At 39.2% G+C, this 22,395-nt stretch carries 23 protein-coding genes and 1 riboswitch; of the genes, 12 read left to right on the top strand and 11 right to left on the bottom strand.

Going from position 1 to position 22,395, the window contains the following annotated elements:
• Window positions 1-75: 75 nt before the first annotated feature.
• From QNN06_RS14095 to QNN06_RS14085, 3 genes are all read right to left on the bottom strand, one after another.
• Window positions 76-1,914 carry a PAS domain S-box protein gene (locus tag QNN06_RS14095; RefSeq protein ID WP_284037754.1) on the bottom strand — a complete coding sequence of 613 codons (1,839 nt, stop codon included), beginning with the start codon at window positions 1,912-1,914 and terminating at the stop codon, window positions 76-78.
• Between the two features lie 114 nt (window positions 1,915-2,028).
• Window positions 2,029-2,718, bottom strand: a complete 690-nt coding sequence (locus QNN06_RS14090) for a Na-translocating system protein MpsC family protein (RefSeq protein WP_217036560.1) — start codon at window positions 2,716-2,718, stop codon at window positions 2,029-2,031.
• Window positions 2,719-2,871: 153 nt separating this feature from the next.
• Window positions 2,872-3,015, bottom strand: coding sequence for a hypothetical protein (locus tag QNN06_RS14085; RefSeq protein ID WP_284037753.1), 144 nt, complete (start codon window positions 3,013-3,015; stop codon window positions 2,872-2,874).
• Window positions 3,016-3,108: 93 nt separating this feature from the next.
• Here QNN06_RS14085 and QNN06_RS14080 point away from each other — a divergent pair, with 93 nt between their 5' ends.
• Window positions 3,109-3,285, top strand: coding sequence for a hypothetical protein (locus tag QNN06_RS14080; RefSeq protein WP_213115770.1), 177 nt, complete (start codon window positions 3,109-3,111; stop codon window positions 3,283-3,285).
• A 57-nt stretch (window positions 3,286-3,342) separates the two neighbouring features.
• Here the strand turns inward: QNN06_RS14080 and QNN06_RS14075 are convergent, their stop codons facing one another.
• Window positions 3,343-5,169 (bottom strand): APC family permease, encoded by a 1,827-nt coding sequence (locus tag QNN06_RS14075; RefSeq protein ID WP_284037752.1) that lies wholly within the window; start codon window positions 5,167-5,169, stop codon window positions 3,343-3,345.
• Window positions 5,170-5,297: 128 nt separating this feature from the next.
• Window positions 5,298-5,440: riboswitch (cyclic di-AMP (ydaO/yuaA leader) on the bottom strand.
• 124 nt (window positions 5,441-5,564) lie between these two features.
• Here QNN06_RS14075 and QNN06_RS14070 point away from each other — a divergent pair.
• Complete coding sequence (locus tag QNN06_RS14070; RefSeq protein WP_261363762.1) at window positions 5,565-5,699, top strand: hypothetical protein; 135 nt, start codon at window positions 5,565-5,567, stop codon at window positions 5,697-5,699.
• 88 nt (window positions 5,700-5,787) lie between these two features.
• On the opposite strand, the gene QNN06_RS14065 is transcribed toward QNN06_RS14070, so the two are convergent.
• Entirely contained in the window at window positions 5,788-6,765 is a 978-nt protein-coding gene (locus tag QNN06_RS14065; RefSeq protein WP_284037924.1) for an aldo/keto reductase, read from the bottom strand.
• A 125-nt stretch (window positions 6,766-6,890) separates the two neighbouring features.
• Between QNN06_RS14065 and QNN06_RS14060 the strand changes: the two genes are divergently transcribed.
• The 3 genes from QNN06_RS14060 to QNN06_RS14050 all read left to right on the top strand — a co-directional run bounded on the left by QNN06_RS14060 (window position 6,891) and on the right by QNN06_RS14050 (window position 9,963).
• The gene (locus QNN06_RS14060; RefSeq protein WP_284037751.1) at window positions 6,891-7,670 is read left to right on the top strand and encodes an arylamine N-acetyltransferase family protein; all 780 of its coding nucleotides are present in this window, start codon (window positions 6,891-6,893) and stop codon (window positions 7,668-7,670) included.
• A 169-nt stretch (window positions 7,671-7,839) separates the two neighbouring features.
• A complete protein-coding gene (locus QNN06_RS14055) occupies window positions 7,840-8,721 on the top strand; it encodes a LysR family transcriptional regulator (RefSeq protein WP_217036562.1) in 882 nt (293 codons plus the stop codon).
• Between the two features lie 15 nt (window positions 8,722-8,736).
• Window positions 8,737-9,963, top strand: a complete 1,227-nt coding sequence (locus QNN06_RS14050) for an MFS transporter (protein WP_213115774.1) — start codon at window positions 8,737-8,739, stop codon at window positions 9,961-9,963.
• Between the two features lie 30 nt (window positions 9,964-9,993).
• Here QNN06_RS14050 and QNN06_RS14045 read toward each other — a convergent pair whose 3' ends face one another.
• Complete coding sequence (locus tag QNN06_RS14045) at window positions 9,994-10,830, bottom strand: hypothetical protein (protein ID WP_284037750.1); 837 nt, start codon at window positions 10,828-10,830, stop codon at window positions 9,994-9,996.
• A 127-nt stretch (window positions 10,831-10,957) separates the two neighbouring features.
• Window positions 10,958-11,098: a hypothetical protein gene (locus QNN06_RS14040; RefSeq protein WP_284037749.1), complete on the bottom strand. Its 141-nt coding sequence runs from the start codon at window positions 11,096-11,098 to the stop codon at window positions 10,958-10,960.
• Between the two features lie 375 nt (window positions 11,099-11,473).
• Between QNN06_RS14040 and QNN06_RS14035 the strand changes: the two genes are divergently transcribed.
• On the top strand, window positions 11,474-13,159 hold the full coding sequence (locus QNN06_RS14035) for a hypothetical protein (RefSeq protein WP_217036564.1): 1,686 nt from the start codon (window positions 11,474-11,476) through the stop codon (window positions 13,157-13,159).
• 211 nt (window positions 13,160-13,370) lie between these two features.
• On the opposite strand, the gene QNN06_RS14030 is transcribed toward QNN06_RS14035, so the two are convergent.
• Window positions 13,371-14,681 (bottom strand): hemolysin family protein, encoded by a 1,311-nt coding sequence (locus QNN06_RS14030; RefSeq protein WP_213115778.1) that lies wholly within the window; start codon window positions 14,679-14,681, stop codon window positions 13,371-13,373.
• Between the two features lie 57 nt (window positions 14,682-14,738).
• Window positions 14,739-15,152, bottom strand: a complete 414-nt coding sequence (locus QNN06_RS14025; RefSeq protein ID WP_213115779.1) for a MerR family transcriptional regulator — start codon at window positions 15,150-15,152, stop codon at window positions 14,739-14,741.
• 179 nt (window positions 15,153-15,331) lie between these two features.
• On the opposite strand from QNN06_RS14025, the gene QNN06_RS14020 reads away from it, so the two are divergent.
• Together QNN06_RS14020 and QNN06_RS14015 are read left to right on the top strand one after the other, a co-directional pair.
• On the top strand, window positions 15,332-16,126 hold the full coding sequence (locus tag QNN06_RS14020; RefSeq protein ID WP_284037923.1) for an EcsC family protein: 795 nt from the start codon (window positions 15,332-15,334) through the stop codon (window positions 16,124-16,126).
• Between the two features lie 77 nt (window positions 16,127-16,203).
• Window positions 16,204-16,593 (top strand): VOC family protein, encoded by a 390-nt coding sequence (locus QNN06_RS14015; protein WP_284037748.1) that lies wholly within the window; start codon window positions 16,204-16,206, stop codon window positions 16,591-16,593.
• A 400-nt stretch (window positions 16,594-16,993) separates the two neighbouring features.
• Here the strand turns inward: QNN06_RS14015 and QNN06_RS14010 are convergent, their stop codons facing one another.
• Window positions 16,994-17,905, bottom strand: coding sequence for a DMT family transporter (locus tag QNN06_RS14010; RefSeq protein ID WP_284037747.1), 912 nt, complete (start codon window positions 17,903-17,905; stop codon window positions 16,994-16,996).
• 222 nt (window positions 17,906-18,127) lie between these two features.
• Between QNN06_RS14010 and QNN06_RS14005 the strand changes: the two genes are divergently transcribed.
• The 3 genes from QNN06_RS14005 to QNN06_RS13995 are packed head-to-tail and all read left to right on the top strand — an operon-like array spanning window position 18,128 to window position 20,398.
• Window positions 18,128-18,751, top strand: coding sequence for a TetR/AcrR family transcriptional regulator (locus QNN06_RS14005; protein ID WP_284037746.1), 624 nt, complete (start codon window positions 18,128-18,130; stop codon window positions 18,749-18,751).
• The gene (locus tag QNN06_RS14000; protein ID WP_261363763.1) at window positions 18,748-18,870 is read left to right on the top strand and encodes a hypothetical protein; all 123 of its coding nucleotides are present in this window, start codon (window positions 18,748-18,750) and stop codon (window positions 18,868-18,870) included. Before QNN06_RS14005 ends, QNN06_RS14000 begins: the two co-directional genes overlap by 4 nt.
• 16 nt (window positions 18,871-18,886) lie before the next feature.
• A complete protein-coding gene (locus QNN06_RS13995; protein WP_284037745.1) occupies window positions 18,887-20,398 on the top strand; it encodes a DHA2 family efflux MFS transporter permease subunit in 1,512 nt (503 codons plus the stop codon).
• Window positions 20,399-20,458: 60 nt separating this feature from the next.
• Here the strand turns inward: QNN06_RS13995 and yeiL are convergent, their stop codons facing one another.
• On the bottom strand, window positions 20,459-21,130 hold the full coding sequence (gene yeiL, locus QNN06_RS13990; protein ID WP_213115784.1) for a transcriptional regulator YeiL: 672 nt from the start codon (window positions 21,128-21,130) through the stop codon (window positions 20,459-20,461).
• 79 nt (window positions 21,131-21,209) lie between these two features.
• On the opposite strand from yeiL, the gene QNN06_RS13985 reads away from it, so the two are divergent.
• Window positions 21,210-22,358 carry an MFS transporter gene (locus QNN06_RS13985; RefSeq protein WP_217036567.1) on the top strand — a complete coding sequence of 383 codons (1,149 nt, stop codon included), beginning with the start codon at window positions 21,210-21,212 and terminating at the stop codon, window positions 22,356-22,358.
• The last annotated feature ends 37 nt before the right edge of the window (window positions 22,359-22,395 follow it).

Genomic DNA, 22,395 nt, shown 5'->3' with positions numbered 1-22,395 from the left:
ATTTTCACTCCCGAAATTTCCGATTGTTGAAATATAAATATCCCAAGTATTTTTTACTTGGGATACTTTAATCACCTATTGTAACGGAAGAATGACCTCAATAATGGTGCCTTTCTTGTCACTCCAAAAATGAACGGTGCCGTGATGGTTTTCAATGATTTGTTTGGAAATCATAATTCCGAGTCCTGTGCCATTTTCTTTAGTCGTAAAGAATGGTTCGCCAATTCGCTTCAAAAGCTGCGGAGGAATGCCGTCACCCGTATCCTTAAAGAAAATCTTCACCTTGTTCTCACCGATTGCTTTCATTTCAATAATGCAGCTCCCACCATTCGGCATTGCTTCAATGGCATTTTTTAAAAAGTTGATAAAAACCTGTTTTAACTGATTTATATCCCCATTGATCGTGATTGGTTCATCAGTATTAACCACTTCAATCTTCACATTATTCATAATTGCTTGGGTATCAATCAATGTTTTAATATCTTCAATCAAGGCTGGCAAATAGACGGATTCGAACTTAAAATCCTGCGGTTTGGCTAGGACTAGCAATTCACTGAGGATTAGTTCAATTCGATCTATTTCCGATTCGATGATTCCAAAATAGGTTTGATCCTCCATTTTCCTTTCCATTAATTGCAAAAAACCTTTAATGGCTGTCAGCGGATTTCGGACCTCGTGGGCAATGCCTGCAGCCAATTGCCCTGCAATAGTTAATTTTTCAGAGTTAAGCAAAAGCTCCTGCGTCTTTTTGCGTTCGGTAATATCCCGAATAATCACATGTTGAGCATAGTGATTATTGAAAAATGTAGGAATTCCTTTTATTTCAGCATCAAAAACTGCCCCATTCCCGCGGATTACTTTGTAATCCCGAAAATCTACAGTTTCACCATTAAAAACAGCTTGAATTAGGTCCTTTACCTCTTGATGGTAATCAGGGTGAATAAAATAGAGAAGGTTTTTCGAAAGAACCTCTTCTGCATTGTTAGCACCAAGTAAATCAATACCTGTCTCATTTACAAAAATGATCTCCTTATCCCGGACAATGAGAACAGCATCCGGAGAATGTTCAACTAATTCGCGGAAAGCCTTCTTACGACTCCACAACTCTTCTTCCGTTTTAATTCGTTCAGTAATTTCCCTGATAACTGAGACAACCTCCACTATCGTTTGTGTGTCCGGATCAATAATCGGTTTACTGAGTGCCTCCACCCATACCAAAGTTCCATCTTTTCTACGAATCCGATATTTCCCACGAATGCTTCCTGCACCTAAATAGGATAATTTTCGATCGGCATTAGCCTTTTCCCAATCTTCCTCGTGAACGATGAATGTTAGAGTGGTTCCAATCAATTCCTCGGCCTTATAACCGGATATCGTTTCGCAGGATGGAGAAATATAAATGATTTTTCCCAATAAGTTAGTACAGACGATTGTATCAAGAACATTTTCCGTCAATACGCGGTGAAACTCCTCTATTTTCCGAACTTCCGCCTTTTTTTGTTTTAATAGAGTAATATCCTTTAAGACAGCCATCACCCCGACGATTTGGTTATCAACACTGATTGGTATGTTTGTAATATTGACATCAAGGATGGCACCACTTTTGTTGTTCAACTGGCAGTCGAAGTTTTCCAACTGACCCAATGATGTCTTATGAAAATGATGGAAAACGTTGTCTAAGCTATCGAGCGGAAAAAAAGTCTGTAGCTTCATCGTTAACACTTCTTCAGCAGTATACTCACATAGCTTTTCAAACGTTTGGTTAACCCTCACCATATTCCCTGCCGTATCTAATAATAGAATCGCATTTTGGCTGCGTTCAAACAGCAATTCGTAGTCAGCAAAACGTTCCCCTATGTATTTTTTTAATAGCTGGTTCTTTTCATTCTTAATATTTTCAACAGGACTGTTCATCTTTCTCTATCAGTTCCTTTCCTACTTTATACCTATACAAAAAAGCCAAGATAGGATAATGTCCCATCTTGGCTTGTGTCTAGCTCAATCAAAATTGTCTAACTCACTTCCGCCCTATGATGTTGGTGATAAGATTAGTACGATGGCACTTTTATCTAATTGAAAATCCCAGTCCACAAAAATGTCTGCCACTTTTGTTTGAAGAATGCCTTCGAAATTACCTTTATTATGTAATAATCTTTTTTCAAGATTACGTTTAGAGAGCTTTAATATTTCGGAATGGCCTAACCGAATTAACTCCTTCTCAATCGGAACAAGTATTCCCTTCCTAATCACAACCAATGTTCGATTGTTAATGAAATAGGAATCAATCTTCTCCGGTTCTTTTTCGGCCTGAATGCTGATGACCCTGACTTCTTCATGAATTGAGTTTCTTCCATTGTACTCCGCATTATTTTCGTCTTTCGTCGCGTCAGAACCAATACAGACAAACATCCCGCTTTTATTATGCAAGCCCCAGTCATAATAAAACTCTTTGATGTCCAATCCGGTTAAGATTTTCATATATGCCTTAAACTCTGGAATGAGGGTTTCCATTAAAATATCCCTAGTACTTTGGACCAACTGTTTTTGCTTTTGTTCCAATAAAACGTTCTCAGTCGGCGAGATGAAATTTCGCAAATACACTGTAATAAAGGACTGATTGATCGAAACATAAACGGATTCAGGTCCCTTTCCAAAGGCTTCACGAAGTGCTCTGCCAATATAGCTTGAAAGTTCCATTTGAAGCTGTTTGCTTTCCAAAGAAAACCATCCTTTTAATTGAGATAAAAGCATTTTTTCTTTTATCCCAAATTTATTGTATATTTTTCCGCTAAAATTTTCAATGATTTTCTACTATTTGCCATTGACAAATAGTAAAAGTACATATAAATATTATTTTTTATTAAAAAATAATTATTCATTTTTATTCTGAACGGCAGTCCGTTTGGATTGGCATCCGCTGCCAACAAGCGCATCTGTTGTCGTTATTTGAAAGATGCTCAATAATAGCCGCCAATCCTGAATGATTCTGACGATATTTGGTGATAAGTTTTTCACGTTGCCTGCAGGAAAAAAACAGTCTTTTCTAAAATTTATTTAAAAAGACGAAAATCATTGTCTAACGAAATTAGTTGAAAGGTGGTTATCTACATGGATTTAACCCTACAACAAATCGTCGAAGGCTTGCCGAAGTCCCTTTTAAACGCTACTGACAGAGATTTGGAAGGTTTCCAAAAGATTACAGAAGAAGCAATTAAGTTAAGAGAAGGACACAGAAATCTGCAAAAAATGATAAAGAACTTCTCTACCTCTACTATTCGCACCTAAAACATTTGAATGCACAAAAAAAGGAAGGTGCCAGATTACACCTTCCTTTTGTCTTATTTACTTTTTCAAATGATATGGGACCGTCGTGACAATCACGTTTCTGCGGTACAGCAAAAAGGATCGGATCAGCAGGCTGGATTGATTATGAAGAATGTTTTCCCAACTATGTTTTGGCATAAATTGCGGAATGACGACAGTAACACGGAAATTGGCCTCGCTTGCTTTATGTTCAACAGTATCCACGAACTTCGTAAGTGGATTAATGATACTCCTGTAATGAGAATGGAGCGTCACAAGGCGGATATCCGGGTGCCATTTCTTCCATTTCTCTTCGAATTTATGCTCGTCCTCTCTTTCAAACGCGACATAAACAGCAATAATTTGGTCGGGCTTCAGCGATTTTGCATAATTGATCGAATTTTCGACCACATGGGTAATACCCGCCACCGGAACGACAATGACGTTCCCTTCTATCGGAACAACAGGCTCACAGGTGGAAATCCTAAGCTGGTCCCCGACTGCTTCATAATGTTTTTTAATCCTGTGGAATAGGAGAATAATTAATGGCAGAAAGATTAATATCGGCCAAACCCGCGAAAATTTTGTAACGAAAAAGATGAGTGTTACTATAAAACTGATTAGGGCCCCAGTGGTATTAATAACAAACTTTAATACCCAGCCATTTGGTTTTTCGCGAAGCCATTTGACCATCATTCCTGTTTGTGACAGGGTAAATGGTACAAACACCCCGACGGCGTAAAGCGGAATGAGATGCTCGGTTTCCGCATTAAAGGCCAGTATTAAGATGATAGATGCCGCGCCAAGTATGATGATTCCATTTGAGTACCCTAAGCGGTCTCCTCTGATTAGAAACATTCTTGGGATGAATTTATCTTTTGCCAAATTGACCGCCAAGAGTGGAAATGCAGAATACCCCGTATTAGCAGCCAAAATTAAGATCAAAGCCGTAGTTCCCTGTATAAAATAGTACATGAAATTCCGCCCAAAGGTGTGCTCTGCTATTTGAGAAACAACTGTTACTTCAGCTCTAGGCGCGATCCCGTAATAATAGGCCAAATAGACAATTCCCGAAAAAAGGACCGCCAACAGAAGTCCCATTGCCATTAAAGTTTTCGCGGCGTTTTTCGGCGCTGGATCTTTAAAGTTTGGAATGGCATTCGAAATCGCTTCAACACCTGTTAAGGCAGAGCTCCCGGAGGCAAATGCCCTTAATAAAATAAACAAACTGATCCCAGCCACTGGCGTCCCTATAGGAGTATGTAAGGCAGGCGAAATTTGGCCAGTCAAGATTTTATATAAACCCACACCTATTAAAATAAACAGAGCCAAGACAAAAAGGTATACGGGATAGGCTAAAATGGACGCAGACTCCGTCACTCCCCTTAAATTTAAAAGGGTAATAAAAAGAACAAACAGAATCGCAATTCCCACATTATCGCCATGCAAATTAGGAAAGGCTGAAGTGATGGCATCCGTTCCGGCGGAAACACTTACTGCAACAGTTAAAATATAATCCACTAACAGAGATCCTCCGGCCACCAGCCCGGAATTTACTCCCAAATTACTCTTCGACACCACATAGGCTCCGCCACCGTACGGATAAGCAAAGATGATTTGCTGATAAGACAAGATAAGTGCAGTTAACAGAATCAATACGCCGACGGCGATCGGAATGGAATACCAGAATGCGGTCGCACCAACTGTCACGAGGACAATCAAAATCTGTTCAGGACCATAAGCCACTGAAGACAAAGCATCCGAAGAGAGAATAGCCAATGCTTTCGTTTTACTAATTTTTTGTTCCCCTAATTCATGTGATTTTAAAGGCCTTCCTATCAAGAACCTTTTTACGGAAGAAAACATTCATGTCACCGCCAAATTTCATTAGATGTAAGTAAGTTTCCCTATTTTTCACAAAATAAAAAGTGCCTCCAAGTCATTTCGAATAGACCTGTAGACACATCATTTCTTTTGCATCACAAGCTCCGCCTTCCTTCTCAATATAACGCTTGCGAGGTTAGCTGTCGGGTTCGGACCAATGAGTAGCCCTGCCTGAAAGGATTCACCCCTAGGATTTACTAATAATCCAAAAAAATGGTTCCCCCGCACCTATCGGTTTCAGCGATTTAGAAATTTGAAACTGTGAATATCATACTCCCCTGTTCTCCTGTTGTAAATGATTTTTTTTAAAGATAAACGGTTATGTTAAGTAATAGTGCCAGCGTTTATTCGATAAAATAAACAAAAGGGGGATTTTCATGCGAAACGAAAAAAATCCTATCTTATCTGATGAATTTTTAAATGAGCTAGTGAAGGATATTAACGAGGAATTCGGGTGGGACACGGTTGAACAAAATGTCGAGCGTTATGACCATGGAACACATAAAAATTGAGATGTCTAATAATAGTGCGAAAAAGACTACGAGGAATTTCGTAGTCTTTTTATTTAACAGTAAGCAGTTGTAATATTATGAGGCACTATTAGAAGCCGCGAACCGGATGAGGGACATAAGGTTCTTCCAAATAGGCCACTTCTTCTGGGGTCAGTTTAATAGAGATTGCTGCAACTGCATCTTCAAGATGAGGCATTTTTGTGACCCCTATGATAGGTGCTGTAACAGGCGCCTTTTGCAGCACCCACGCGAGTGCAATTTGTGCACGGGTAACCTCCCGTTTTGCGGCCAATTCCGCTACACGTTCGACGATTTTACGATCCGCCTCAATTGCAGATGTGTAAAGTGTTTTGCCGAATTCATCTGTCTGAGAGCGGGAAGTCGTTTCTACCCAGTCGCGGGTCAGCTTCCCTCTTGCCAGCGGACTCCAAGGAATAACACCAATTTTCTCTTCCCGGCAGAGCGGCAGCATTTCGCGTTCCTCTTCACGATACAAGAGGTTTAAGTGGTTTTGCATGGAAACAAACCGAGTCCATCCGTTCCGCTCGGCAACATTTTGCGCTTTCATAAACTGCCACGCATACATGGATGAAGCGCCAATATATCTGGCCTTTCCTGCCTTCACCACATCATGCAGGGCTTCCATCGTCTCTTCGATTGGCGTATGGTAGTCCCAGCGGTGAATCTGATACAGGTCGACATAATCGGAGCCGAGACGCTTCAGGCTATTATCGATTTCTGCCATAATTGATTTTCTAGAGAGTCCAGCACCATTCGGCCCTTTATGCGTGCGCATGTACACTTTGGTTGCAATGACAATCTCATCCCTGTTAGCGAACTCTTTCAGGGCGCGGCCGATAATTTCCTCGCTCGTACCGTCTGAATATGCGTTTGCCGTGTCAAAAAAGTTGATGCCATCGTCAAGTGCCTTTTTAATAATCGGGCGGCTTAGTTCTTCGTTAAGCACCCACTGGTGAGTGCCTCGCTCGGGAACACCAAAACTCATGCAGCCAAGACATAACCGTGAAACATCTAATCCTGTATTACCAAGCTTAACGAAATCCATCATGTATGTACCCTCTTTCAATTTGGTTTTAATATAACTATAATATATTTTGGAGAATTTTTACATAATTCATATTTCGCAATTTTAATTGATTGATGAAAATAAAATGTATGGAGGATTTACGAATGGGTGAATTAAATCTATTATTCCGCAAAAGAATTGGATACCCTCAAGACGAAACTGTTACCTTTGAAAAAGTAGACACCATTCTTGAAAAAACAGCAAAATCCATTCCCTTTGAAAATTTGTGCATCATCACTAATAAAACTGCCGCAATTTCAAAAGAAAATCTAAAAAACAGAATCCTATTAAAAAATGAAGGCGGACTTTGTTATGATCTTAACACCATTCTCTACTATTTTTTAATCGAAAATGGTTTTAATGTCTCCTTGGTTCAGGGTGTAGTATACAATCATAATGCCAAGGAATGGAGTTCTACCGGAAGAACCCACGTGGCGATTGTCATCACCCACAACGGGCAGTGTTTCCTTATAGACACAGGTTTTGGCGGGAACCTGCCATTGAAGCCCGTCCCATTCAGCGGGGAAATCGTAACATCCCAAAATGGGGAATTCCGCGTCGAACAATCGGACACAGAACATGGAAATTACATTTTCCATATAAAACTAAAGCATAAAGACCAAGATTGGAAAGTTGGCTATGCTTTTAACACTAGGAAATCCGTCGACGAATCCGATTTAAATGAGGTGCAAAAAATCATCATCGAGCACCCCGAATCCTCATTTAATAAAAAGCCATTAATCACTAGGTTCACTGATAGGGGTAACTTAATCCTTACTGACACTTCTTTAACTGAATGGGCAAATGGAAAAATGATCAAAAAGGATATTGACCCACAGCAGTTCAAATTGATTGCAAAAGAACAATTTGGTATTTCAGACTAAAATAAGAAGGAATGGTCGTGATTGCCACGCCTTTTTATTTTGGATTTTTTGATAATTCTGCCGCAAATAAATCATACCTCCCATGCATCAATTTCATGCATATTAACAATTAGAAGTTATGTAAAAAGAAGAGTATGATAGTAATATCAAAACCATAAGAGGGATTTAGATGGAATGGGATCAAATTAATTATTTTCAAACAGTGGCCAAAGCCCAGCATATTACACGGGCAGCCGAGCAGTTATCCATTTCGCAGCCTGCTCTTAGCCGCTCCATCGCAAAGCTCGAGGACGAATTAGGTGTGCAACTATTCGACCGCAAAGGCCGGAATATTTATTTGAATCGATATGGAAAAATCTTTTTAAATCATGTAGAGCAAGCCATCCAACAAATCGAGATTGGTAAGCAGGAAATTTGGGATGAAATTCACCCGGATAACGGGACCGTCTCATTATCCTTCCTCCCTTCGCTTGGGATGAGTGTGATTCCTAAAATCTTAAGTCATTATCAAATAGAGCACCCTAATGTGAAGTTTCAATTAAACCAAGCTTCGAATCGACAGATTGTGGAACAATTAAAGTCTAGAAAGGTTGATTTGGCCCTAATCACGCTGTTCCATGATGATAAAGAGGTTATCTGCGAACCGCTTTTAACGGAGGAATTATTTCTAATTGTTTCGATTGATCATCCGCTTGCCGTCAATAATGAAATTGATTTAAACATAATAAAAGACCAGCCCTTTATCTCTTTTAAAGATGTGAATGAACTGCAGACCATTATTAATCAATTATGCCAAAAAGCTGGTTTTTCCCCCAAGGTTGTGTTCGAAGGAGAGGATATTGGCACAGTTTCCGGTTTAGTTGGAGCAAAATTAGGTGTTTCATTAGTGCCTGATACCCAAGTACTTGATAGAAGTAAAATTAAGCTCATTCGTGTAAATAATCCTATCTGCAAAAGAGACATTGGAATTGCTTGGTTGAAGGATGGGTACTCATCTCCAGTTGTCGAGCGCTTTAAAGAATTTGTTCAGCATCTAGTTAAAACAAAATAAAGGAGTCTTCAAAAAATGAGTTACATTCAACGTGGAACACGCACATTTAAAAGGGTAAACCTAGCATTATTTGCAGGCGGTTTTAGTACCTTTGCCATTCTTTGGGGAACACAGCCCCTGCTGCCGGATTTTGCTCAGGAATTTCATATTTCTCCGGCGGTTTCCAGTTTAAGTTTGTCTTCCACTACGATTGCCTTATCTATCAGTCTTTTAATAGCCGGGTCTTTATCGGAGGTATTTGGACGTAAATCCATTATGACGATCGCATTATTTACCTCGTCCATCCTATCCATTTTAACGGCTTTTACACCCAATTTTCATTTACTGATTTTAAGTCGGATCTTACAAGGCATTGCGCTTGCTGGCCTGCCGGCTGTAGCAATGGCCTATTTAGGCGAGGAAATTGAAGGCAAAAGCTTAGGAATGGCAATGGGGTTATATATCAGCGGGAATTCCATTGGCGGAATGGCAGGAAGGATTATCAGCGGCATTTTAACCGATTATTTCAGCTGGCATGTTGCCTTAATTGGCGTTGGCATTATTAGTTTACTGGCAAGCTTTGTTTTCTGGCTGATTTTGCCTAAATCTACACATTTCACACCGCAAAAATTAGCCATTAAAAAACTGGCATTTTCATTGTTTAGCCAATTTAAGGAACCGGGTCTCATTTATCTATTTATCATTGGATTTTTATTAATGGGCAGCTTTGTTTCTTTATACAACTATATTGGCTTTGAGCTCATTAAACCTCCTTATTCATTAAGCCAAACCCTGGTTGGATTTATTTTCATCGTGTATTTAGTAGGAACCTTTAGCTCCACTTGGATGGGTATGCTGGCGGACCAGCATGGGAAAAAGAAAATTTTGCAGCTGTCTTTGGTCATCTTATTGGTTGGTGCCTGCATCACGCTAAACACCCATTTATGGATCAAAATCTTGGGGATTGCCATCTTCACCTACGGATTTTTCGCCGGTCATTCGATTGCCAGCGGCTGGGTCGGCAAAGCCGCAACTCACGATAAGGCACAAGCCGCATCGTTATACTTATTTTTCTATTATGCGGGTTCGAGCATTGGAGGAACAGCAAGTGGAACAATGTACAGTCAATTCGGATGGCACGGGGTTGTCTACATGATTGCAATTCTTGCCATTGTTTCAATTGGAATTTCGATTCGTTTAGGGATCATGGCCAACAGAAAAATAAAATTATCTACCATTAAAGGATTAAAGCACAGCAGTTAAAAAAACAACAAAAATATGTCACGGCTATTTTCATCGATTGGCCAACCGTATTTTCACCTGGTAAAGTAGATAGCTAATTACCCATGTTAAAAAAGAAAAAGTTAATGCGATGCTGGAAAAAGCAAGCACATAGGCATTATACTCCGCCAGCTTGGTAACGGCATGGTACGTATCAAAACCAAAGATTCTGGCCGTCACATTCCATAGGACAAGCAGAAAGAAAATCATCCCAAGACCTCTGGCGGAGCCTTTAATGTCTGCCCAGCTTAAAGCTATATGCGAAGAGATACAGATGGCCAATACAAAATAAACCCAAAATAACGGGTTTAGGAAATTTTCTATGGTAAATAAATTTTTGCTAAAAACAACTACTATTTCCCATACGGTCAATAGTAATGGCAAATCCACTTTTTCAAAGGTTAGATGCTGTGCAATAAAAGAATCAAGTGTTGCAAAAGATTGTGGAACTAGCAAATACATTCCTAATAACAACGACCCTATGCCGCTAAAAATTGGCCCTAACCCTATAAAAAAATTCCCCGCCTGCTGATATATACTGTTCGTGTTATATTGGTGACGCACGAAACCAAGCGTGCCATCAGGGCTATTAAGCTGAAGCAGCTTCACTTGTGTCACCTTATGCCCCCATAAAAAGCACTGCAGCAGATGCCCAATTTCATGAATAGGAACACCAATCCACGCCGTAGCGAGCACTCCTTTTACTCCAAATGCCCGAAACAATAAGGAATTGGAAGACCGTTCCAACACACCCAAAATCAAGCCTACCAAAATGATGATTCCGAAAAGGTATACTAATTCAAGCAAACTCATTAGTATTATATTGAAAAAGGATGTCAAGACGCTCATGTTATAGCCCCTTAAAAATTTTTCTAATATTATCCATATTACACCAATTTAGACTTATATATAAAAACAACAAAAGAAAATAAAGCTTGTGCTAGCCCAAGCCTTATTGTGTATCATTACAAGAAATCTATAAATTCTCCTTAATAAAAGCTGCAGCCTCACTATAATGGCAGCCTTGGTTTGCGTACTTAATGTAATTCTTAATGGTTGTTAACCATTCGATCGTCGTTGGTTTCGTTACCTCGATGGCATCTAGAAAATCTTCCATAGTAATAAGCCTTTCGCTGCCCCCTCCCATAATCTCCGTTAACACTCCTAATGCCAAGCACCATCATGGGAATTAGACCACCGAAAAAGGCAACGAGAAAAAAGCAGTTGATATCGTACGATTTAGTTTGGTTCCAGCCATCCTGAAGCGAAGGCTGAAAAAGGTCATATATTCGGTTTAGACATAGACTCCCCCTGAGAAATTTCTATATAATTCTATTTCTATAATCGCAAAAATCAAAAAACTGTCAATAGTTTCTTATAATAAGAACACCTGCCATTTATCCTCCATTTTTACAATTGCCGTATGTATAGAAATGGAATAAAATGAAATGAAAGAGTAAAATTTTACTAGATTACAAGGCTGGTGAGGCATTTGTACGAATTCAAGCTGCGCAATATTCTAAGACAAGTGAAAAGCCAAAATCCGCAGAAAAGGTATGAAGCCCTTGGACAGCTAGTTGAATATAAACAGCAGGAAGGGCTAGAGGTACAGATTGATCTTTTGAAAAATATGATCAAAACGGCGGCTTCCAAGTTTCCCGAGCGCGTCGACCATTGGGATAACCCTTCCTATTTCCTCATCGATTTCGTTTGCGATTTTTTCAGACCGGAAGTTGCCGAGGGCCTTATCAGGCATTTTGATAGTTTTGACATTCAGGCGAAAGAACGGGCAATTGACTTCTTAATTTTAACGGAAGACGAAGAGATTTTTTCTTTTTTGGAAGAAAAAATTGTTCAATTAATCAAGACAAATGATTTTATTATCCCTTACCGGCAATTGGCGCCCTATCCCGCATTGCTAAAAGGGGTTCTTGATGCCTCACTGGACATGCTTGAATCCCAGCGTTTTAAATTTTCAACCTATGACATGCTGCTGTCGTTGAATGCCTCGGGTTATGAAAAGGGATATCAAAAAGATATAGTTCTGCCCATTTTGTTAGAAGATTACGTGAAAGAAAAACAGGAATATTTGAAATTTGATCGGGATTATTCCACGAAATATGTGTATACCGCCTGGAAGGACAGTTATTTCATTGTTAGGAATCGTATGAGGCTGTTCTTAAATTTGATAGAATATTATTTTACTCCTGAGGTGGAAATAGAACTTCAGCAGGCTTTAAAATTCCGTGACCCATTTTTAAAAACAGAAGCGCTCCTTCTGTGCATTGTTAAAAACCTTCCTTACGATGACAGCATCTTAAAGGAGTGCTCCACGCATATCGAAACGGCAGAAATGGTCTACTGGGAATTGAAGGATCGTAATATGGAGCACCTCTACCCTATTCATGAGGGCAAGCAGCCTCATTTGGCCAAGACCCGTCTTTTTACCACCATTATCAAATTGCCGGAGGAAGACGATGGGATTGTCCATTATCCGGACGACATCCAGGTTCAAGATAAATTGGAGATGGAAAATTACTATGGCCAGCCTGTGCGGTACTATTTAATGAGCTTTAAGGAGCATGACCGTGAGTATGTGGGTTGGGTAGGTGCGTATGCCCTTGAAGATGGAGAAGATACCGCCGTCCTTTGGAACGATTCCTATACGGATTATGTGGAATTTGATTCAGCCCCGATTGAAAAGCACAAACAAGACTTTTTCAAGGAACGGGCCGAAGAAAAGCAGAATTATGATAATAGTGTATACTTCCAAAGCTCTCCTAAGCTTAGTAGAGGTGCATGGTTCTTTATCGCTCTGGCAATTGTGCATTGGATACGCGAAATATTATCCGGATTTACGGAAAACTCCCTTCTTATTTCGATTCTCTTCACCGTGGTTGGCGGCGCGCTGTGTTATTTTGAATTCTATAAAAATAAAAAGAGAAAAGTATTGATTATTGGCCAGCAGCTCGTAAAGCAGGATGGTGCCAACCAACAAAGCATTGGTATTCATGAAATCAAAAGGGTTGAGTACGACAAGAAAAGCGTGCTCGTCTACAATAAGAAAAATGAGCTTGCCTTCAAATTCCCGATTAGATGGGTCCGCTACGAATTGTTTTATATGTACATGAAGGAGCACTCAGGGCATTTAAAGAACCGGCCGTTTATACAGGGATAGCTCGATTGCCTGCAATGGGCATCTAATGACGCTTGAGGTTTTCCTCAAGCGTTTACGATTTATATACGCAAAAAGCTCAGTATTCAGTTTTGGGATATCTTTTTATTTTCTCAATTAAATACTGTACTCCATACAATAAAAAACCAGCCAATTAAACCAAAAAAAGGATTCCCCTTGGTGCCTTTCAGGCACCAAGGGGAATCCTTATATATTATGCAGGCGTGGCCTGTGGTTCTAATTTTTCAATTTCCAACGTTTTAATATGGTAGCCGTCGACTTCGAGGACTTTAAATGCAAAGTCTCCGTATTGTATTTTGTCCCCTTCGCTAACGTCAATTTTTTCGGATAGAACCCAGCCTCCGATGGTATCCATTTCTGAATCATCGAGGTCGAGTCCAAATAAATCGTTAACTTCTTCAATCAGCACTTTACCATCCACGATGGTTTTGTTTTCGTTGATATGATTGATGTCAGGCATTTCGTCAGCGTCAAATTCGTCGCGGATTTCACCGACGATTTCTTCCAAAATGTCCTCAACAGTCACCAATCCGGCCGTACCGCCATATTCGTCCATCAAAATCGCCATATGAATCCGTTCTTTTTGCATTTTAACCAAAAGCTTGTCAATATCAATCGATTCAAATACCTGAATGACAGGACGGACATATTGGTCAATCGTTGCGTCCAACTGATTACCAGAGATAAAGTCCGTTAAGACTTCCTTCATATTTACCATACCGACAATGTTATCTTTCTCGCCATCGATCACCGGGTATCTCGTGTAATTCTCTTTCTTCATAATTTCGAGACATTCGGCTACAGTTTGCGATTTGTCAAACGCTGCTATTTCGGTCCTTGGTACCATGATTTCTTTGGCAATTCGATTGTTAAATTCAAAAATATTGTTTACATAATGATATTCCGATTGATTAATTTCCCCGCTTTTAAAGCTTTCGGAAATGATGATTTGCAGCTCTTCTTCGGAGTGTGCCTGCTCGTGTTCTGAGGCAAGCTTCAATCCAAAGAGTCCTGTAATAAAACGGGCCGATCCGTTTAATGCTTTTACAAACGGATATGCAATTTTATAAAAAAGAATCATCGGCCTTGCCAATATTAATGTAACTTTCTCAGCTTTTTGAATGGCCAAAGTTTTCGGTGCAAGCTCCCCGACTACCACGTGAATAAAAGTGACCAATGTAAAGGCAATTACAAACGAAGCAATTGTCGTCACTGATTCCGGCATGCTCAAGCTATTGAACAGCGGATGTAATATATGTTCCACTGTCGGTTCTCCCAACCACCCTAAACCTAAAGCTGTTACGGTAATACCCAATTGACAGGCAGATAAATATTCATCAAGATTTGAAATAATTTTTCTTGCAGCAATGGCACTTTTATTTCCCTCGGCCACAAGCTGATCAATCCGCGTGCTGCGGACTTTAACAATAGCAAATTCGTAAGCTACGAAAAATGCAGTAAAAGCTATTAAAATAGCAATTACAAATAAATTAATAATGGTCAATAGAATCCTTACTTACAAAATGTAAGCAAGGAATACACCTCCTGTTTTTTGAAAAAATTAGTTTAATAGTAATAACAAGGTTTGTGCCAACGTGACACCCTGCGGTGACAGCTTATTGACAACCATTTCTTTTTCATGCTCGTTTAATTTTTGCAGAAATGGTTCGATGATTTTAATTTCCTCTTTCAGATGCTGCATAATGTTGGCAATCTGATCCACGTGTTTTTCTACTTTTTCTTTGTCAATGCCGCAGTCCGCTTTCATCAGTTCGATGAATGACTTGATTTCTTCAAGCGGCATATTCAAATTTTTGTAATGCTCCACTAATTTTAAGACTTGGACGCTCTCTTCTCCGTACAATCGATAATTTGAATTTGCCCGCACAGGGTTTAGTAAGCCTATTTGGGTGTAGTAATCGATTGTTCGTTTGGAGATGTTCATAACTGCTGCTAGTTCACCAATTCGATACAACTTCCCAACTTACTCACCCCTTCCTATTTTATGTTTACTATATCACATTTTGAACTATACAGTCAACGTGATGGTTTTTAAACAAATGTTTTTGGACAAATTGGTTGAAACTACTCTTATGGTTGAAACGTATAAACATTAAGAAATTAATCGATTTGGAGTTGATTTTTTTGACAGCAATGGACTCAGCTGATTTTTTAAAAAGTGAATTACGGAAGATTGAAAAATGGGAAAAGGATCAAAAGGGCTTATGGTTCTGGGAGAAAATCGGCCGCCTTCCCTTTGTTTTGCTTGATAAACTTACCCCGAAATCAATTCAGGAAAAGCTTGGCACAGCCATTGATGAATTGGGAGGATACATACAAACGGGCGGACAGTACTTGATTAATGAGGATGGTATTTTAAAAAAGTTTGACCGTGATGTGGTAAGTTTTAATCAAGTACAGGCGATGCCAATCCGCAAAATGGATGCAGTAGCCGAGCAAATTCGAAATTCGCGAACCAATATGGCTACTGTTCAAGGTGCCACAACCGGGATTGGCGGAATCTTTACACTCGCTATCGATATTCCCCTGCTAATCGGTATGTCCCTAAAAGTACTACAAGAAGTCGCATTGTGTTATGGATACGACCCTAGGGAAAAATCGGAGCGAATCTTTATTGTAAAATGTCTGCAGTTTGCTTCTTCAGATATTGTCGGGAAAAAAGCCATTCTAGATGAACTTGCGGCTTTTGATGAAGAAAAACAAAATGCACAGGTTTTTTCTCAGTTGCAGGGCTGGCGTGAGGTTGTCATGACCTATCGGGACAACTTTGGCTGGAAAAAGCTGTTTCAAATGATTCCGATTGCCGGAATTATTTTTGGGGCATTTGTTAATAAATCACTTATTGGGGATGTTGCGGAAACAGGGATTATGCTGTATCGGAAACGGAGAATATTGGAGCGGATGCATCAGTTGGAACGGGCTTATTAAAAATTTAAAGAAGTATCCCCCTCTTCCTTTGTGTCAATATTAGGTATAATAAAATCAAATTGATAGGAGTGAATTTTATGATTAATATTTTAGGTCAAGTTATGGTTTATGTTAACAATCAGGATGAAGCGGTAAAATTTTGGACAGAAAAGGTTGGATTTACGGTTATTTCAGAAGAAGATAACGGTCAAGGCATGCGTTGGATTGAAGTCGCCCCGACTAATCAGGCTGAGACAAGCATCATTCTGCACAATAAAGAATTCGTTTCTAAAATGGCACCTGAGTTAAACCTAGGCACGCCCTCTTTAATGTTTTTCACAAAAAATCTTGAGCAATTACATAGCGACTTATCAAACAAAAACGTTACAGTTGGAGAAATTGTTAATATGCCCAATGGTAAGGTGTTTAATTTTGCAGACAGCGAAAATAACTACTTTGCAGTGATGGAAAAAACAGGTAAGAATTGAGAGGAATTCTCCTAGTCAAAAAGAAAAAGCATGGACCTGAATCCATGCTTTTTCTTTTGAAATATTTAAAATAGTCTCTTAAAAACATAGCTGTATCAATCATTTTTACTTTCATTGCATTCTGCATTCCAAAATACCCTTTAATAAGGACAGTAGTTTTTTCCTTCATTTGGCTAACAAGCGTTTGATGCAATTCATCAATAGAATCAAAATGGTTCACATTTTCATCGCGAAGAATTGATAAATTTAATATTCTAGATACCTTTTAAAGCATCAAAGCTTGACAAGTTGACGTCAAAAGCCGCCATAATTGGCGGCTTTCTTTTGAATAGGAAAAACTCCTTCAATATTTCAAATAAAAAAGCGGATCTTTGGTTTGACAAGACCCACCTTCGCTTCATTAGTTTGCATGCCGCATTCCCATATCTGCAGCCGTTTTTCGTGAGACTTTGTGGTTAATAAGGTAAATGCTTAACAGAATTAATATCATGCCGCCAAATAAACTGGCGGTAAACGGTTCTTTTAGCATAAATGTACCGATAACAACGCTGATCATTGGCACCAGGAATGTGAAGGAACCAACCTTACTTGCTTCACCAGCACTCATCAATTTCAGGTAGGCCGCCGTTGCCAATGTTACTCCAAAGATTCCGGCGTATAATAGGCTCCAGACAAATGATATGGTCCAGTTAATGGCATGGACGTTTTCAGTGTATGCTCCATAACCGAACATAAGCAAGCCTCCAATCATATTTTGGATGGCTACAAGCCATAGGTTGTGCACAAGTGCACTAGTTTTTTTCACATAGACAGTTCCGATGGCCCAGCCGATACCGGTAATAAGTGCTAGAATAATTCCAATTACAGAAATTTTTCCCGACATCCCATCAAGACTTACCACGACTACGCCAAGAAATCCAATGACCATGCCTAGAATTTTCTTTACTGATAAGGATTCCTTCAGCCACAGCCAAGCTAGCAAAACCACAAGCACGGGCTGCAGATACACAATAACGCTAAATAAGCCGGAAGGAAGATACTGCAAGCCAATCATCTGGATGCCATTGAACATAAGGATATTAAAAAAAGTTGAAATAAGATAAATAAACCACGTTTTTTTCCATTGGATTTTTCGCCATTGCGGGATTAAAATTAACGCCAAAAAAACCCCGCCAATCACTCCACGCAATCCGGCAAAAAGCATCGGCGGCGAATAGTTGAGAGACACTTTGTAAACCGGCCACATTGTTCCCCAAATCAGAACAACAAAAGCAATGCCAAGGACCGTCTTTGTTCTGGACAATTGCTCCATGTTTTTAAGTACCTCCCCTAAATAATGTATTAATGATTAAAATTATTTCACATTTTCCATTTTATCACCTTTTTCAGAATATTGTTTGAATTGTGCTTTTCGATTTACTAAATAAATATGACACATTGTCACTTTCGTTATTGACTTATGACAACGTGTCACATATAATACTTCTTATCAAGAATTGTGACACAGTGTCACATCCCAGATAGGAGAATATTGATGCCTAAACAAACGTTTTTTCATTTACCTAAAGATAAACAGGATACTTTAATTCAATCCGCCAGGAAAGAATTCTCCAGAGTCCCGCTACATGAAGCATCTATTGCTAACATTATCAAAGATGCTGGGATACCGAGAGGCAGTTTTTACCAATATTTCGAGGACAAAGAGGATTTGTTTTATTATTTGTTAAGCCGGCTCTCCCAAATCAATTATGAGCGATTTGTTTCAAGCTTATATGTGAATAACGGTGATTTATTTGATACTTTTATTGATTCATTTCAACTTATGATTAAGTATCACAGGAATCCAGAGCATCAAAATCTTTTTAAAAATGCTTTTTTAAATATGAACTATAAACTGGAAAAAACTTTGGCTAATAACATTTATGAAGAAGATCAGAAGAATCGTTATTTAGATATGGTTAGCTTAATTAACAAAGGAAATTTAAATATTAAGGATGAACAAGAGCTGCATCACGTTATAAAAATAATAACCGCTGTAACCTTTCATAACCTTGTTCAAATGTTTGTGAAGGATTTAACGGACGAGGAGGCTCTTCAAAATTATCAAGTTCAACTTGACCTAATAAAGCGAGGGTTATACAAGGAAGAACCCCGATGAATTCCCTTGAAGGAATTAAAAAAGAGCATGTTGATTTAAAAAAGATTGTAGAAAGGCTTAGGCAACAAGGTATTAAGGCAGCGATTTGTAAACGGCCTATAATGCTTAAAAAAATATAAAAGAGGAGAATCATATATGGATTCAACAATACAACAAAAGAAAACACCCTATTTAATGCTAGCGATTTTATTCGTCGGAGCATTTGTATCATTTTTAAATAATTCACTTTTAAATGTGGCTCTGCCATCAATGATGGTAGATTTAAATATTAAAGATTATTCCACTATCCAGTGGCTTGCAACAGGGTATATGCTGGTTAGCGGCGTTTTAATTCCAGCATCAGCATTTTTGTTAACACGCTTTTCGAATCGCCGTTTATTTATAACATCGCTCGCCATTTTCACTCTAGGTACTGCATTAGCAGCCTATGCTCCAAACTTTAGTGTATTACTTACCGGACGTTTAATCCAGGCAGCAGGTTCTTCCGTAATGGGACCTTTGTTAATGAATGTGATGCTGATCAGTTTCCCACGAGAAAAACGCGGGACAGCAATGGGTGTTTTCGGATTAGTCATGATTACAGCCCCTGCAATCGGCCCGACATTATCCGGTTATATTGTAGAAAATTATGATTGGCGATTACTTTTCGAAATGATTTTACCGTTAGCTATCATTAGTTTACTATTAGCCATTTGGAAGCTTGAGAATGTAATGGAACAAAATAAAAATGCAAAGCTGGATTATTTTTCTGTTATATTATCTTCTATCGGCTTTGGTGGTTTGTTATATGGTTTCAGTTCTGCAAGCTCAGACGGCTGGACAGACACAATCGTCTTAACCACTTTAATCGTTGGAGCTGTTGCACTAATTTCCTTTATCGTCCGTCAATTGAAAATGGATGAACCATTATTAGATTTACGTGTCTACAAGTACCCAATGTTTGCACTTGGCTCTGTCATTGCGATTGTCAATGCAGTGGCCATGTTCTCCGGCATGATTTTAACACCGGCATATGTTCAAAATGTTCGTGGTATTTCCCCGCTTGATTCAGGTTTAATGATGCTGCCTGGTGCGATTGTAATGGGGATTATGTCGCCGATTACAGGTAAGTTATTCGATAAATTTGGTCCACGCATTCTAGGTGTATCAGGTCTTTTAGTCACAGCCATTTCTACTTATATGCTGGCAAACCTGCAAATCGACTCTAGTTATACCTATATTATACCTGTTTACACTTTGCGTATGTTAGGTATGTCAATGGTGATGATGCCAATTATGACAAACGGCCTCAATCAATTACCGACGCGCTTAAACCCACACGGTACAGCTGTTAACAATACAGCTCAGCAAGTATCTGGTTCCATTGGTACAGCCGTTCTAGTAACAATTATGAATTCCGTTACAAAATCGGAAGCTACAAGCCTAATGTCTGGTGTTGACCTAACAACCTTTACTGCTGCTTCAAAAGCGCTATTAACACAAAAGGCTTTATTAGCAGGCATTCAATATTCATTCTATGTAGCACTTGGAATCAATATTGTTGCCCTCATCTTAGCGTTATTCGTTAAGCGCGTCGATACTAGCAATGAGGCGGTCAAACAATTAGAACAGCAAAAAAATAAACAAACCAATACGGTTGCAAATTAAAATGGATTTATGGGGACGGTTCTTGCGCATCATTTGATGCACAAGAACCGTCCCTATGTTTCATTCTATCCTCAACATTCCAGCCAGTTCGACTAAGGCGGATTTCTTTATAATGCGGTAGTGGCGCCCTTCCTTTTGCAAATATCCTTTATCGCAAAATTGCGCGAGGACATGCAGGAGGTGGCGGTAGGAGACACCTAAAAAGTCACATACCGTTATGTGTTTTTCCTTATATACTCCTTCATCAGCGGTTTGCAAAATAAATTCGGCAAACCGGTTTTCCAGCGGGAACGCGAGGGTTTGCGAATACTTTGCGGCCATTTTTGTAGCTTTGACACTTAAAAACTTCGTTAATTCACGCAAGAATACCACATCTTCGAGGAGCTGTGCACGGCAGCGATGAAAAGGGAGTGCAAAGCAGACCGTCTTCGTAGTCGCTTGAATCCCTTTTGTATAATACACATCGTTTAATAATTCCATTTCTCCTACAAATTCATTCTCATTGATAAAGTTTATTAATGAAACCTTTCCATTTAAATGCGTTATATAAATTTTTGCTTTTCCTTCGATGACATAAAATAAGAAATCCGGCCTCATCCCCTCCTGAATAATCCACTCATCTCGTTTATATTCTCGCACTTCTACAAACTCAACGATTGGAAAAGAAAATAAATGGGCAATGGAGTGATCTTCCAAATATCGTTTTCTTTTTTCATTTTTATAAATTTCCATAATCCACCTCAGAAATATGAGATATCTCATATTATTGTATGGTACCGCATGATAACATGCAAATCAGAGGTGAAACAGAATGAACACACAACGCTGGATGAGCAGTCAGTTTTTTACATTTTTTTTAACATGGGGCGTCTTCCTCCCCTATTGGACGGGATGGATGATTCATATAAAGGGAATTTCCATTTCACAAGCCAGTTTGATTATGAGTTTAGGCTTGGTTGTAAGAGGACTTTCTACACTATTTGTGTATCCATATTTTTCGGGGAAGTTCAGCAGCAGAACACTATTAAACGGGATGGCAATCGGCACTTTTCTTTCGATGCTGTGTTATATTCCCGCGAATTCCTATTCCAGTTTGCTAATGGTAACGCTGCTATTAAACCTTTTTTACCCGACATTAATGCCTGCATTGGATACTGCGGCTGGTGTTCTTGTACAAAGTAAGCAATTAAAACATTATGGAAGAAGCCGTTCTTGGGGGTCCATCGGGTTTGTTGCGTCTGGCATGGTCTTAACAGTCTTTACAGGGGCACTTGGGGATGTCGTCATTTTTTGGTCGCTTTTACTCGGCACGATAGTATTAGTTGGTCTTGGCCTTATGCCGGCACCACTTGTCTTGTCTGAAAAACCACAACCGAACCAAACAAAAAGAGCAAGAATGTTAAACCTATTTCGCATTAAACACTTCGGTTTGGTGCTTGCGATAGTGATCTTACTGCAAGCGGCTCATGCTACCTATTACACTTATGGCTATATTTTTTTACAAGAAATACATTCACCAAAATATTTAATAGGTTTAATCCTTAACATTGCGGTCATTGCAGAAATCATTTTCTTCTTAATTGCCGATCGGTACTTTCAACGTTTTTCTACAGGCTTTTTACTGGCACTGTCATCACTTGGTTCAACCGTTCGTTGGATTTTGGTTTTTGCTTTTCCAAATGTAATTGTTTTCTCTATCTCGCAAATTTTGCATGCACTTTCGTTCGCCATGTGCCATTACGCTTTTATGAAATACTTGATAAAAAATATTCCCCACCTGCAGATTCCGAATGCGCAAGGCATGTACTCAGCACTTGCACTAAGCTGGAGCACAGCGGTATTCACTATATTCGGCGGGTATCTATATGAAATCGAGCCGCGATTCGCATATATTGGCATGATTGTTTGTTCCATCCCATCAATGGTGCTTGCGCTTGTATATCGGAAACTTGAAAAATAGGGACGGTTTTTGTGCATCCAATGATGCACAAGAACCG

The organism is Neobacillus sp. 114, from assembly GCF_030127045.1.
Classification (GTDB): domain Bacteria; phylum Bacillota; class Bacilli; order Bacillales; family Cytobacillaceae; genus Neobacillus; species Neobacillus rhizophilus.
The sequence above is the reverse complement of the archived record's forward strand: the minus strand, read 5'-3'. Positions and strand labels throughout refer to the sequence as shown.

What these genes read in the sequence shown, in the direction of transcription:
- QNN06_RS13995 (WP_284037745.1), top strand. Translation starts at nt 18,887, where the DNA reads ATGGATTCAACAATACAACAAAAGAAAACACCCTATTTAATGCTAGCG.
- QNN06_RS14075 (WP_284037752.1), bottom strand. Translation starts at nt 5,169, where the DNA reads ATGTTTTCTTCCGTAAAAAGGTTCTTGATAGGAAGGCCTTTAAAATCA.
- QNN06_RS14045 (WP_284037750.1), bottom strand. Translation starts at nt 10,830, where the DNA reads ATGAGCGTCTTGACATCCTTTTTCAATATAATACTAATGAGTTTGCTT.
- QNN06_RS13985 (WP_217036567.1), top strand. Translation starts at nt 21,210, where the DNA reads ATGAACACACAACGCTGGATGAGCAGTCAGTTTTTTACATTTTTTTTA.
- QNN06_RS14000 (WP_261363763.1), top strand. Translation starts at nt 18,748, where the DNA reads ATGAATTCCCTTGAAGGAATTAAAAAAGAGCATGTTGATTTAAAAAAG.
- QNN06_RS14040 (WP_284037749.1), bottom strand. Translation starts at nt 11,098, where the DNA reads ATGGAAGATTTTCTAGATGCCATCGAGGTAACGAAACCAACGACGATC.
- QNN06_RS14010 (WP_284037747.1), bottom strand. Translation starts at nt 17,905, where the DNA reads ATGGAGCAATTGTCCAGAACAAAGACGGTCCTTGGCATTGCTTTTGTT.
- QNN06_RS14095 (WP_284037754.1), bottom strand. Translation starts at nt 1,914, where the DNA reads ATGAACAGTCCTGTTGAAAATATTAAGAATGAAAAGAACCAGCTATTA.
- yeiL (WP_213115784.1), bottom strand. Translation starts at nt 21,130, where the DNA reads ATGGAAATTTATAAAAATGAAAAAAGAAAACGATATTTGGAAGATCAC.
- QNN06_RS14020 (WP_284037923.1), top strand. Translation starts at nt 15,332, where the DNA reads ATGGACTCAGCTGATTTTTTAAAAAGTGAATTACGGAAGATTGAAAAA.
- QNN06_RS14080 (WP_213115770.1), top strand. Translation starts at nt 3,109, where the DNA reads ATGGATTTAACCCTACAACAAATCGTCGAAGGCTTGCCGAAGTCCCTT.
- QNN06_RS14060 (WP_284037751.1), top strand. Translation starts at nt 6,891, where the DNA reads ATGGGTGAATTAAATCTATTATTCCGCAAAAGAATTGGATACCCTCAA.
- QNN06_RS14065 (WP_284037924.1), bottom strand. Translation starts at nt 6,765, where the DNA reads ATGGATTTCGTTAAGCTTGGTAATACAGGATTAGATGTTTCACGGTTA.
- QNN06_RS14015 (WP_284037748.1), top strand. Translation starts at nt 16,204, where the DNA reads ATGATTAATATTTTAGGTCAAGTTATGGTTTATGTTAACAATCAGGAT.
- QNN06_RS14005 (WP_284037746.1), top strand. Translation starts at nt 18,128, where the DNA reads ATGCCTAAACAAACGTTTTTTCATTTACCTAAAGATAAACAGGATACT.
- QNN06_RS14070 (WP_261363762.1), top strand. Translation starts at nt 5,565, where the DNA reads ATGCGAAACGAAAAAAATCCTATCTTATCTGATGAATTTTTAAATGAG.
- QNN06_RS14050 (WP_213115774.1), top strand. Translation starts at nt 8,737, where the DNA reads ATGAGTTACATTCAACGTGGAACACGCACATTTAAAAGGGTAAACCTA.
- QNN06_RS14055 (WP_217036562.1), top strand. Translation starts at nt 7,840, where the DNA reads ATGGAATGGGATCAAATTAATTATTTTCAAACAGTGGCCAAAGCCCAG.